Source organism: Streptacidiphilus pinicola (genome assembly GCF_003258295.1).
Classification (GTDB): domain Bacteria; phylum Actinomycetota; class Actinomycetes; order Streptomycetales; family Streptomycetaceae; genus Streptacidiphilus; species Streptacidiphilus pinicola.
Genome location: NZ_QKYN01000086.1, coordinates 22,759 through 35,294, shown reverse-complemented (window position 1 = coordinate 35,294; position 12,536 = coordinate 22,759). Strand labels below are relative to the sequence as shown.

At 70.9% G+C, this 12,536-nt stretch carries 10 protein-coding genes and 1 pseudogene; 9 read left to right on the top strand and 2 right to left on the bottom strand.

All coding sequences use genetic code 11. The features are described 5' to 3' along the window. The first annotated feature begins 43 nt into the window (after nt 1-43). The 8 genes and pseudogenes from ruvC to DN069_RS21900 all read left to right on the top strand — a co-directional run. Nucleotides 44-568 (top strand): crossover junction endodeoxyribonuclease RuvC, encoded by a 525-nt coding sequence (gene ruvC / locus DN069_RS21935; protein WP_111503405.1) that lies wholly within the window; start codon nt 44-46, stop codon nt 566-568. After that, nucleotides 565-1,185 carry a Holliday junction branch migration protein RuvA gene (gene ruvA, locus DN069_RS21930; protein WP_111503403.1) on the top strand — a complete coding sequence of 207 codons (621 nt, stop codon included), beginning with the start codon at nt 565-567 and terminating at the stop codon, nt 1,183-1,185. Before ruvC ends, ruvA begins: the two co-directional genes overlap by 4 nt. 29 nt (nt 1,186-1,214) lie before the next feature. Then, the gene (gene ruvB, locus DN069_RS21925; protein WP_111503401.1) at nt 1,215-2,285 is read left to right on the top strand and encodes a Holliday junction branch migration DNA helicase RuvB; all 1,071 of its coding nucleotides are present in this window, start codon (nt 1,215-1,217) and stop codon (nt 2,283-2,285) included. Between the two features lie 208 nt (nt 2,286-2,493). Next, nucleotides 2,494-2,979: a preprotein translocase subunit YajC gene (gene yajC, locus DN069_RS21920; protein WP_243639558.1), complete on the top strand. Its 486-nt coding sequence runs from the start codon at nt 2,494-2,496 to the stop codon at nt 2,977-2,979. A gap of 146 nt (nt 2,980-3,125) precedes the next feature. Continuing rightward, nucleotides 3,126-4,973 (top strand): protein translocase subunit SecD, encoded by a 1,848-nt coding sequence (secD, locus tag DN069_RS21915; RefSeq protein ID WP_424556313.1) that lies wholly within the window; start codon nt 3,126-3,128, stop codon nt 4,971-4,973. A 4-nt stretch (nt 4,974-4,977) separates the two neighbouring features. Next, entirely contained in the window at nt 4,978-6,099 is a 1,122-nt protein-coding gene (gene secF, locus DN069_RS21910; RefSeq protein ID WP_111503399.1) for a protein translocase subunit SecF, read from the top strand. A gap of 25 nt (nt 6,100-6,124) precedes the next feature. Continuing rightward, nucleotides 6,125-6,670: an adenine phosphoribosyltransferase gene (locus DN069_RS21905; protein WP_111503397.1), complete on the top strand. Its 546-nt coding sequence runs from the start codon at nt 6,125-6,127 to the stop codon at nt 6,668-6,670. Between the two features lie 154 nt (nt 6,671-6,824). Further along, a pseudogene (locus tag DN069_RS21900) lies at nt 6,825-9,224 on the top strand (RelA/SpoT family protein); the annotation flags it as partial. Nucleotides 9,225-9,287: 63 nt separating this feature from the next. Here DN069_RS21900 and DN069_RS21895 read toward each other — a convergent pair. Continuing rightward, nucleotides 9,288-10,517, bottom strand: coding sequence for a DUF349 domain-containing protein (locus tag DN069_RS21895; RefSeq protein ID WP_111503393.1), 1,230 nt, complete (start codon nt 10,515-10,517; stop codon nt 9,288-9,290). 208 nt (nt 10,518-10,725) lie between these two features. Then, entirely contained in the window at nt 10,726-11,592 is an 867-nt protein-coding gene (locus DN069_RS21890) for a peptidylprolyl isomerase (protein WP_111503391.1), read from the bottom strand. 214 nt (nt 11,593-11,806) lie between these two features. Here DN069_RS21890 and DN069_RS21885 point away from each other — a divergent pair, with 214 nt between their 5' ends. Then, a complete protein-coding gene (locus DN069_RS21885; protein ID WP_111503389.1) occupies nt 11,807-12,514 on the top strand; it encodes an MBL fold metallo-hydrolase in 708 nt (235 codons plus the stop codon). The last annotated feature ends 22 nt before the right edge of the window (nt 12,515-12,536 follow it).

Sequence of the window (12,536 nt, the reverse complement as noted above, 5' to 3'; positions counted from 1 at the left end):
GCCCCTGAACAGTTCTGTCGGTCCCAGCCGATAGCCTGCGGGCATGCGTGTTCTAGGGGTGGATCCGGGGTTGACCCGTTGTGGGGTCGGGGTCGTCGACGGGGCGCCGGGGCGGCCGTTGACGATGGTCGCCTGCGGCGTGGTGCGGACGCCCGCCGAGGAGGACATCGCGCTGCGCCTGCTGCAGATCGAGCAGGGCATCGAGGAGTGGCTGGACCGGCACCGGCCGGACAAGGTCGCGGTGGAGCGGGTGTTCGCCCAGCACAACGTGCGGACGGTGATGGGCACCGCGCAGGCCAGCGCAGTCGCCATGCTGTGTGCGACCAGGCGCGGCATACCGGTCGCCCTGCACACGCCCAGTGAGGTGAAAGCCGCCGTCTCCGGCTCCGGCAGGGCCGAGAAGGCCCAGGTGGGGGCCATGGTCACCAGGATCCTCCGCCTCGACGCGCCGCCGAAGCCGGCCGACGCCGCCGACGCGCTCGCGCTCGCCATCTGCCACATCTGGCGCGGCACCGCCAACAACAGGATCGCCGCCGCCCTCAGTCGCGTCAGGGAGCCCCGACCGTGATCGCCTTCGTCAGCGGCCCCGTGGCCGCGTTCACGCCCTCCAGCGCCGTCATCCAGGTGGGGGGCGTGGGCATGCTCGTGCACTGCGCCCCGGGCACGCTCGCACGCCTGCGCCTGGGGGAGGAGACGCGACTGGCCACCTCCCTCGTCGTCAGGGAGGACTCGCTCACGCTCTACGGCTTCGCCGACGACGACGAGCGGCAGACCTTCGAGCTGCTGCAGACCGCCAGCGGTGTCGGGCCCAAGGTCGCGCAGGCGATGCTCGCCGTGCACAGCCCGGAGGCGCTGCGCGTGGCCGTCGCGCGCGGGGACGCCAAGGCGCTGACCGCCGTGCCCGGGATCGGGCCCAAGGGGGCTCAGAAGCTGCTGCTGGAGCTCAAGGACCGGCTCGGCGCGCCGACAGGCGCCGTGCCGAGCCAGCACGCCGCCGGGCCCGTCGCCGCCGCGCCCGCGCCGTGGCACGAGCAGCTGCACGCCGCGCTGGTGGGCCTCGGTTTCGCGCCGCGTGAGGCGGAGGAGGCGGTCGTGGCGGTGACGCCGGAGGCCGAGACCATGGAGAAGCCCAACGTCTCCGCGCTGCTGCGCACCGCCCTGCAGAGCCGCAACCGCACCCGCTGAATTCCACCCTTCCGAGGAGCCGAGAGAGCATGTACGACGACGCCGCAGCCGACCGCCTGGTCACCGCCGCCGCGGACGGCGAGGACCGGGCCGTCGAGGCGGCGCTGCGCCCGCGTGACCTGGACGAGTTCATCGGCCAGGAGCGCGTGCGCGAGCAGCTCTCGCTCGTCCTGCAGGCGGCCAGGCACCGCGGCGCCACGCCCGACCACGTGCTGCTCTCCGGTCCGCCCGGACTGGGCAAGACGACGCTGTCGATGATCATCGCGGCGGAGATGGCCGCTCCGATACGGATCACCTCGGGCCCGGCGATCCAGCACGCCGGAGACCTCGCGGCGGTCCTCTCCTCGCTCACCGAGGGCGAGATCCTCTTCCTCGACGAGATCCACCGCCTCTCCCGGCCCGCCGAGGAGATGCTCTACATGGCGATGGAGGACTTCCGGGTCGACGTCATCGTCGGCAAGGGGCCGGGCGCCACCGCCATCCCGCTGGAGCTGCCGCCGTTCACCCTGGTCGGCGCCACCACCCGGGCCGGCCTGCTGCCGCCGCCGCTGCGCGACCGCTTCGGCTTCACCGGCCACATGGAGTTCTACGCGCCCGAGGAGCTGGAGCGGGTGATCCACCGCTCCGCCCGGCTGCTCGCCGTCGAGATCGACCCGAAGGGCGCCGCCGAGATCTCCCGCAGGTCGCGCGGCACGCCGCGCATCGCCAACCGGCTGCTGCGCCGGGTGCGCGACTTCGCGCAGGTGCGGCACGACGGCCTGGTCACCGAGGAGATCGCGGCCGCCGCGCTGGCCGTCTACGAGGTCGACCCGCGCGGTCTGGATCGGCTGGACCGGGCCGTGCTGCACGCGCTGCTGAAGCTCTTCGGCGGCGGCCCGGTGGGCCTGTCCACGCTGGCTGTGGCCGTGGGGGAGGAGTCCGAGACGGTGGAGGAGGTCGCCGAGCCGTTCCTGGTCAGGGAGGGTCTGCTGGCCCGCACCCCGCGCGGCCGGATCGCCACCGCGGCGGCCTGGCAGCACCTCGGCCTGACCCCGCCGCCGCAGGTCGCCGGGACGTCCGTCCCGCAGCAGGCGGAGCTGTTCGGTCCGTCGGAAGGGTGAGTCGAGAGGCTCCTCTAGCAGCCTTGAACGGGCTCTGTACACGTCGAGTCCGTCACGTCACTCGCCATTCGCCTCACTCGGATGACATGCTGGACGTTGTTGTACTGCGAGCGGTCCCCTAGACTCCGCCCGCTCCCGCCCTTTCGGGGCGGGCCCCCGATACCGACTGGCCGCTGCCCCCCTGCGGCCGCGCAAAGGACTGTCAGCCGTGGGTAACCCGCTCTTCTTCATGGTCATCGTCTTGGCCGGACTCATGTTCGTGACGATGCGGAGCAACAAGAAGCGTCAGCAGCAGGCGCAGAACTTGCGCGCCCAGCTGGAGCCGGGCGCCGGTGTGCGCACCATCGGGGGCATGTACGCGCTGGTCAAGGACGTGACCGACGAGGCCGTCGAGCTCGAGGTCGCTCCGGGCGTCTTCGCCCTGTACTCGAAGCAGGCGATCGCCCAGGTCCTGGACCCGGTCGAGTACAACCGCATCGTCCACGGCGAGGAGCCGGAGACGGACGAGGCCACCGACGAGACCGAGGCCGCGGCCGAGGCCGTCGTCGAGGATGCCACCCCCGCCGAGGGTGCGAAGGACGAGGCCGTCGAGGCCGAGACCGACGCCGCCGCGGAGACCCCGGCTGAGGCCGCGGCCGAGACCGGCAAGGTCGACGCCAAGGTGGGTGGCGACAAGGACGCTCCCGCCAAGTAGCCTTGCGCGCTACGGAGCCCGGTCGGTCGTAACCGCCCGACCGGGACCAAGGACCGCTGCGTCGTGGCCGAGCCGCCCCCTGTCCGCCGGTACCCCGGTGTGGGCGACTTGACCTGCCCACGGCATGGACAGAGAGAATCGAGAAGGTGGCATCACCCAAGTCCCGTCCCCGTGACGGATACCCGGGGCGTGCGCTGAGCCTGATCCTGGTGGTCATGGTCGCCCTGGTGGCGGTCATGCTCGGGACCGGCAACACGACGCCGCGGCTCGGCATCGATCTCGCCGGTGGTACCAGTGTGACGCTCAAGGCGACGTCGAATCAGCAGAGCGCGATCAACCCCGCCAACATGGCGACCGCCGCCGGCATCATGCGCGACCGCGTCAACGGCACCGGCGTCACCGAGGCCACGGTGCAGGTCCAGGGCAACGACGAGATCGTCGTCAACGCCCCCAAGGGCACCAGTTCGACGCAGCTCGCGAACGAGCTGGCCCAGACCGCCAAGCTCTTCTTCCGTCCGGTGCTGGCCGAGCAGGTGCAGGCCAACGCGGCGACGCTGCCGAAGAGCAGCGCCTCGCCGTCCGCCTCGTCCACGGGCGGTGCCAAACCGTCCGCCTCGGCGAGCGCGTCCGGCAAGCCGCAGGCGACGGGCAGCGGTGCGACCGCCTCGCCGAGTGCGAGCAAGACCCAGGGCGACGCGGTCTCGCAGGACCTGAAGGCCAGCTCGTCCGCCTCGCCGCACGCCTCCGCCTCGGCCACCGCTCACGCCTCCTCGTCCGCGGCCGCCGCGGGCACCCCGAAGGCCGCCGCGACCCCGAGCGCCGCGCCGACCGGCGCCGTCTCCGGCCAGGTCGGCGGCACGGTCCCGGCCGCGCTGCAGACGCAGTTCGCCGCGACGGACTGCACCACCGAGGCCGGCCAGGCCGCCGCGCAGCTCGCCGCGAACAAGGCCGCGGAGACCGACCAGGTCGTCGCCTGCTCCCAGGACGCCAGCGGCGGCACCTGGGTCAAGTACGCCCTGGACAAGGTCGCCGTCGACGGCACCTCGATCACCAAGGCCCAGTCCAACCTGAGCACGCAGACCGGGCAGTGGGAGGTCGACCTCTCCTTCGACTCGCACGGCAGCGGCCAGTTCGCCAACGTCACCGGTCAGCTGGCGAAGAACCCGCAGCCCCCGACCAACGAGTTCGCCATCCAGCTCGACGGCAAGGTGCAGTCCGCGCCGACCGTCAGCTCGGCGATCACCGGCGGCCAGGCCACCATCTCCGGCAGCTTCGACCAGGCGAGCGCCAGTTCCCTGGCCAACGTGCTCAGCTACGGCTCGCTTCCGCTGAACTTCCAGATCCAGGAGGTCGTGACGGTCTCGCCGGAGCTCGGCAGCAGCCAGCTCACCGCGGGCCTGATCGCCGGCCTGATCGGTCTGATCCTGGTCGTGCTCTACTCGCTGGCCTACTACCGCGGCCTCGGCCTGGTGGCGGTCGCCTCGCTGATCGTCTCCGCGGTCCTCACCTGGTCGCTGATGTCGCTCCTCGGTGGCGCGATCGGCTTCGCGCTGAACCTGCCCGCCGTCTGCGGTGCCATCGTCGCCATCGGTATCACCGCCGACTCGTTCGTCGTCTACTTCGAACGCGTCCGTGACGAGCTGCGCGAGGGCGCCTCGCTGCGTCCGGCCGTCCGCAACGCCTGGCCGCGAGCCCGACGTACCATCCTGGTGTCGGACTTCGTCTCCTTCCTGGCCGCCGCGGTGCTGTACTTCTTCACCGTCGGCAAGGTGCAGGGCTTCGCGTTCACGCTGGGCCTGACCACCCTGCTCGACGTCGTCGTGGTCTTCCTCTTCACGAAGCCGCTGATGACCCTGCTCGCCCGCCGGAAGTTCTTCAACTCCGGCCACCCGTGGTCGGGGCTCTCGCCCGAGCGCCTCGGCGTCCGCAACCCGCTCCGCGACAGCCGCAACTCGCGGCGTCCGGCTCGTCCCGCCGCCGGCAAGGAGGCCTGACCCGATGTCTCGCTTCGGCAATATCGGCCACCGCCTCTACACCGGTGAGGTCAGCTTCGACTTCGTCGGTCGGCGGAAGCTGTGGACGATCATCTCCGGCGTCATCCTGGTCGCCGCCATCCTGGGCCTCACGGTCCGGGGCCTGAACCTCGGCATCGAGTTCAAGGGCGGTGAGATCTACACCGTCACCAAGCCCGGCGTCACGGTCTCTCAGGCCCAGACGGCTGCGAACAAGCTCACGGGCGACACCTCCGCCCTGGTGCAGACGGCCAACAGCAGCAAGGGTGAGCAGATCCTCATCCAGATCAGCTCGGCCGAGAAGATCGACCCGACGGTCGGCCAGGACGCGCTCAAGTCCTCGCTGGGCCTGAGCACGGACCAGATCAGCACCCAGTCGCTCAGCGCCAGCTGGGGTCAGGACATCAGCCAGAAGGCCCTCTACGGTCTGATCGCCTTCATGGTGCTGGTGACGCTCTACCTGGCCTTCGCCTTCGAGTGGCGGCTCGCGGTGGGCGCGCTGGTCGCGCTGCTGCACGACCTCGTGATCACCATCGGCGTCTACGCCCTGGTCGGCTTCGAGGTCACCTCCGGTACGGTCATCGGCTTCCTGACGATCCTCGGTTACTCGCTCTACGACACGGTCGTCGTCTTCGACGGTCTCAAGTCGGCGACGAACAAGCTGACCCGTCAGAACAAGCTGACCTACAGCGACGCGGCGAACCTCTCGCTGAACAGCACCCTGGTCCGCTCGATCAACACCTCGGTGCTGGCCCTGCTGCCGGTCGCCGCGCTGCTGTTCATCGGTGGCGGTCTGCTGGGCGCGGGTGTCCTCAACGACATCTCGCTGGCGCTGTTCGTCGGTCTGACGGCCGGTGCCTACTCCTCGATCTGCGTGGCCACGCCGATGGTCGCCTGGCTCCAGGAGAAGCGCCCGGAGTACGTCGAGCTGGCCCGCAAGGTGAAGCAGCGCCGCGCTGCCGAGGCCAAGGCGGCGGCCGAGGGCCGCACGCTGGACGACGAGACCCCGCAGGGCGAGGTCACCGTGCCGGCGCCGACCGGTGGTCCGCGCAACCAGCCCGTCAACCGCAGCCGTAGCGACCGCCGGTCCTCCGGCGGCCGCCGCTGACACCGTACGAGGAGCAGACGACCGCATGAGCGGCACCGACCTGGCGGGCCTTCTCGCCGCCAAGATCCGCGACGTCCCGGACTACCCGAAGCCCGGCGTGGTCTTCAAGGACATCGCACCGCTCCTCGCCGACGCCGAGGCGCTGGCCGCGCTGGTGGACCACCTCGCGGCACGCGCCAAGGCGCTGGGTGCCTCCAAGATCGTCGGCCTCGAAGCCCGCGGCTTCATCCTGGCCGCGCCGGCGGCGTACGCCGCCGGCGCGGGCTTCGTGCCCGTCCGCAAGGAGGGCAAGCTGCCCGGAGGCTGCTACCGGCAGGCGTACGACCTCGAGTACGGCTCCGCCGTCATCGAGGTCCAGACCGACGCGTTCCTGCCGGGCGAGCGCGTTCTCGTCGTCGATGACGTCCTCGCCACCGGCGGCACGGTCGAGGCGGCGCTGTCGCTCATCGAGCGGGCGGGCGCGGAGCTGGCGGGGGTGGAGGTCCTGATGGAGCTCGGCTTCCTCGGTGGACGGGATCGCCTGGCACCTCTGCTGGGGGACGCTCCGCTGGGGACCGTCATCTCGATCTGAGCTTTCGCTACCGCCGGTAGTTGCACGTACCTCAGGGCCCCCCTTCAGGGCCGGTGAGCGCGGGGGTCTGTGACCCTCGGTACCATTGAGGTTCCGGTCTCGCTCCCGAGGAGTGCAGTTGCCCGAAGAGGTCGTGCCCACAGCCGCTGGAACGCAGGAGGAGCGCCCGGCGCCGGCACCCGCCGCGCCGAAGCCCGCGCCTCCGAAAGCCGTCCCGGCCACGTTCCAGGCCGCCGGCGGCGCCCACGCCGTCGCGCCGCGCTCTGCCGCGCCCTCGCCCTCCCGGGTCCGCGCACGTCTCGCCCGCCTCGGCGGCCAGCGCAGCAGCACCTTCAACCCGGTGCTGGAGCCGCTCTTCCGGATAGTGCGCAGCAACTATCCCAAGGCCGACCTGCACAAGCTGGAGCACGCCTACCAGATCGCGGAGAAGTGGCACCGCGGTCAGAAGCGCAAGAGCGGCGACCCGTACATCACCCACCCGCTCGCCGTCGCGACGATCCTCGCCGAGCTCGGCATGGACGCCCCGACGCTGATGGCGGGTCTGCTGCACGACACGGTCGAGGACACCGACTACGGTCTCGACCAGCTCCGCCGGGACTTCGGCGACACCGTGGCCATGCTGGTCGACGGCGTCACCAAGCTGGACAAGGTCAAGTTCGGCGAGGCCGCGCAGGCCGAGACGGTCCGCAAGATGGTCGTCGCCATGGCCAAGGACCCGCGCGTCCTGGTCATCAAGCTGGCCGACCGCCTGCACAACATGCGCACCATGCGCTACCTCAAGCGGGAGAAGCAGGAGAAGAAGGCCCGCGAGACGCTGGAGATCTACGCACCGCTGGCGCACCGGCTGGGCATGAACACCATCAAGTGGGAGCTGGAGGACCTCGCCTTCGCGATCCTCTACCCCAAGATGTACGACGAGATCGTCCGGCTGGTCGCCGAGCGCGCGCCGAAGCGCGACGAGTACCTCGGCACGGTCCTGGAGCAGGTCACCGACGACCTGCGGACCGCGCGGATCAAGGCGGAGGTCAAGGGCCGCCCGAAGCACTACTACAGCGTCTACCAGAAGATGATCGTGCGCGGCCGGGACTTCGCCGACATCTACGACCTGGTGGGTGTGCGCGTCCTCGTCGACTCGGTCCGCGACTGCTACGCGGCGCTGGGCACCATCCACGCGCGGTGGAACCCGGTGCCGGGGCGGTTCAAGGACTACATCGCCATGCCTAAGTTCAACATGTACCAGTCGCTGCACACGACGGTCATCGGGCCCGAGGGCAAGCCGGTCGAGCTGCAGATCCGCACCTTCGACATGCACCGCCGCGCCGAGTACGGCATCGCCGCTCACTGGAAGTACAAGCAGCAGGCCGTCGCCGGCGCCTCCAAGATCCGCACCGACACCCCCGCCGGCCAGGGCGAGACCGTCAACGAGATGGCCTGGCTGCGGCAGCTGCTGGACTGGCAGAAGGAGACCGAGGACCCGAGCGAGTTCCTGGAGTCGCTGCGGTTCGACCTCTCCAACAACGAGGTCTTCGTCTTCACCCCCAAGGGCGACGTCATAGCGCTCCCGGCCGGGGCCACCCCGGTGGACTTCTCCTACGCGGTCCACACCGAGGTCGGCCACCGGACCATAGGGGCGCGCGTCAACGGCCGCCTGGTGCCACTGGAGTCCACCCTCGAGAACGGCGACACGGTCGAGGTCTTCACCTCCAAGGCCGAGAACGCCGGCCCCTCGCGGGACTGGCTCTCCTTCGTCAAGTCGCCGCGGGCCCGCAACAAGATCCGTGCGTGGTTCTCCAAGGAGCGCCGCGAGGAGGCCATCGAGCAGGGCAAGGACGCGATCACCCGGGCCATGCGCAAGCAGGGCCTGCCGCTGCAGCGCATCCTCACCGGCGACTCGCTGGTCACCCTGGCGCACGAGATGCGCTACCCCGACATCTCCTCGCTCTACGCGGCGATCGGCGAGGGCCACGTCGCGGCGCAGACGATCGTCCAGAAGCTCGTCCAGTCGCTCGGCGGCGAGGAGGGCGCGACCGAGGACATCGAGGAGCTGACGACTCCGTCCCCGACCCGCAACCGCCGCCAGCGGCGCGCGACGCAGGATCCGGGCGTGGTGGTCAAGGGCGTCGCGGACGTGTGGGTGAAGCTCTCCCGCTGCTGCACGCCCGTCCCGGGCGACCCGATCGTCGGCTTCATCACCCGCGGCAACGGCATCTCCGTGCACCGCACGGACTGTGTCAACGTCGACTCGCTCGCGCAGCAGCAGGAGCGCATGGTCGAGGTCGAGTGGGCGCCGACGCAGTCCTCGGTCTTCCTCGTCGCGATCCAGGTCGAGGCGCTGGACCGCTCCCGCCTGCTCTCCGACGTCACCCGGGTGCTCTCGGACCAGCACGTCAACATCCTGTCGGCGGCGGTCCAGACCTCGCGCGACCGGGTGGCGATGAGCCGCTTCACCTTCGAGATGGGCGACCCGAAGCACCTCGGCCACGTCCTGAAGGCCGTCCGCGGCGTCGAGGGCGTCTACGACGTCTACCGGGTCACCTCGGCGAAGGCGCGCTGAGCGACAAACGCGAAGGGGGGTACGGGGCCGAAGCCCCGTACCCCCCTTCGACGTGGGGTCACCTCAGCCGCTGAACTCCTCGAGGCCCTTCTGGGCCTGCGCCAGCAGCTCGCGGCGGCCGTCCAGCTCGGACTGCAGCTTGGTGACCTGGCGGGTGTCGCCCTTGGCCTCGGCGGCGGCGATCTGCTTCTCGAGCTTGTCGACCGCGGCCTGGAGCAGCCCGGTCATGCCCGCGGCGCGGGCGCGCGCCTCGGGGTTGCTGCGCTGCCACTCGGCCTCCTCCGCTTCGCGGATGGCCTGCTCGACGTGGCGGAGGCGGGACTCCAGGCGGGGGCGGGCGTCGCGCGGGACGTGGCCGATGGCCTCCCAGCGCTCCGCGATGTCCCGGTAGTGGTTCTTCGCCGTCCTCAGGTCGGAGATGGGCAGCAGCGCCTCGGCCTCGACCAGCAGCGCCTCCTTGGCGTGCTGGTTCTCGCGCTCGCCGGCGTCGCGCTCGTCGAAGACCGCCGAGCGGGCCTGGAAGAAGACGTCCTGCGCGCCGCGGAAGCGGGTCCACAGCTCGTCCTCGGCCTCGCGCTGCGCGCGACCCGCGGCCTTCCAGTCGGTCATCAGCTCGCGGTAGCGGGCCGCCGTGGCGCCCCAGTCGGTCGAGTCGGCCAGCGACTCGGCCTCGACGACGAGCTTCTCCTTCTTCAGGCGGGCGTCCTCGCGCTGCTGGTCCAGCTGCGCGAAGTGCGCCTTGCGGCGCTTGGAGAACGCGGAGCGGGCGTGCGAGAAGCGGTGCCACAGCTCGTCGTCGGACTTGCGGTCGAGCCGGGGCAGGCCCTTCCAGGTGTCGACCAGGGCCCGCAGGCGGTCGCCCGCCTCGCGCCACTGGGTGGACTCCACCAACTGCTCGGCCTCGGCGACCAGCGCCTCCTTGGACGCGCGGGCCTCGTCCTGGGCCTTGGCGCGCGCGGCCTTCTTCTCCTCGCGGCGCGACTCGACCTCCCCGGACAGCGCCTTCAGGCGCTTGGCCAGGGCGTCCAGGTCGCCGACCGCATGGCCCTCGTCCACCTGCGCCTGCAGGTGCTCGATGGCCGTCTGGGCGTCCTTCGTGGCGAGGTCCGTGGTACGCACGCGGCGCTCCAGCAGGCCGATCTCCACGGCGATGCCCTCGTACTTACGGGTGAAGTAGGCAAGTGCCTCCTCGGGGGAGCCTGCCTGCCACGAACCGACGACGCGTTCGCCGTCGGCCGTCCGCACGTAGACGGTCCCCTCGTCGTCGACACGGCCCCACGGGTCGCTGGTCACAGCGCCTCCTCCATATGGCGGCCGCGGGTCCTGCTCCAGGCGGGGCGGCCGCCGTCCACGTTCGATTGCCCGGCCGGTTTGGATTCCGCGCCGCCGGGAAGCGCAGAAGCGCACCCTACAAGACGCCAACATAGGCGACGGGCAGGGGCGCTGTCCGTATCCCCGCGAGGTTGATTTGGCTGCGCCGCCCGCCCGTGACCTACATCGTTCAGTTCTTCGACGCGGTCACTGTGTTCATGATGACCGGTTCGACGGGCTTTCCGTCACCCTGCCCGTTCGCGCTGTCCGATCCCTTGGCCGCGATCGCGTTCAGCACGTCGAGGCCGCCGGTGATGGTGCCGAACGGCGTGTAGCTGGCCGGCAGCGGGCTGTCCTTGTAGACGAGGAAGAACTGCGAGCCGTTGGTGTTGGGGCCCGAGTTGGCCATCGCCACGGTGCCGGCGGGGTAGGTGCCGCCCTTGACGGCGGAGGCGGTGAGGTTCTCGTCCTTGAACTGGTAGCCGGGACCGCCGGAGCCGGTGCCGGTCGGGTCGCCGCACTGCAGCACGTAGATGCCGGTCGTGGTGAGCCGGTGGCAGTAGACGCCGTCGAAGAAGTGCTGGTTGGCGAGGAACACGAAGGAGTTCACCGTGTGCGGCGCGGCGGCCGCGTCCAGCTTGAGGGTGACCGGGCCCTGGCCGAGTGTGATCTTCGCGGTGTAGTTCGCCGAGGTGTCGATCGTCATCGGCGGCTCGGTCTTCCAGCTGCCCTCGTTCTTCTTGGGCGTGATCGTGTAGTTCGCCTTCGCCGCCGCCGGGGTGTTGGCGGCCGTCGAGGGCGAGCTGCTCGCCGTGTCCGCGGAGGCCGACTTCGAGGGCTTGCTCGACGGGATCACGGCCACGATGCCCGCCGCGATCGCGGCGACCGCGACGACGCACCCGCCGATGATCAGGGTCCGCTTGCGGGTCTCGGCCACCCGCTGGGCCCGCAGCTGGGCCTGGCGCTCCAGCTTCCTGCGCTGCAGTTCGCGGCGGCGCTTCTCAGGGTCCTTGGGGAGAGGCCCAGCCTTCGGCCGCTGCGTGTCGTTGGGGGCCACCGCCCACACTCCTACCGTGAAGTCGTCTTCCGTGCTGTCGCGGGGATCTTCCCACCCGACGGCGGCCCAGTGTAGGGAGCAAGTCTGTAAACGCGCGGTGAAAGCCGCCGACGGGGCGACAGGCGCCCCCGGATACGGTTCGCGATCCGTCCCCTACCGCCGGTACCCTGCTGACAGCATCCGCAGCCATTCCTCGACGTGAGTAGGGACCCACGTGTTCATCGCCGGCTTTCCCGCTGGAGCCTGGGGCACCAACTGCTACCTCGTGGCCCCCGCCGCCGGTGAGGAGTGCGTCATCGTCGATCCGGGCCACGAGGCGGCGGCCGGCGTCGAGGAGGCGGTGCGCGAGCACGGGCTGAAGCCGGTCGCGGTGGTGCTCACCCACGGGCACATCGACCACGTCGCCTCGGTCGTGCCGGTCTGCGGCGCGCGCGGCATCCCGGCGTGGATCCACCCCGAGGACCGCTACATGCTCTCCGACCCGGAGAAGGCGCTGGGCCGCTCCCTCGGCGCGCAGCTGATGGGCGAGATCACCGTCGGCGAGCCGGACGACGTCCGGGTGCTGAGCGACAGCAGCGTGCTGGGGCTGGCGGGCCTGAGCCTCACGGTCGAGCATGCGCCCGGCCATACCGGGGGGTCGGTGACCTTCAGGACGCCCGCCGCTCCGGAGCTCCCTCCGGTGCTCTTCTCGGGCGACCTGCTCTTCGCCGGCTCCGTCGGACGCACCGATCTTCCCGGTGGCGACCACGACGCCCTCCTGCGGTCGCTGGCCCGCGTGTGCCTGCCGCTGCCGGACGAGACCGTGGTCCTCTCCGGGCACGGCCCCCAGACCACCATCGGTCGCGAGCGCGCCGCCAACCCGTACCTGCTTCAGGTCGCCGGCAGCGCCGCGCCGACCGGCGCCCAGCGCCGCGGACTGTAGACAGAGACGAGACGTACAAGAC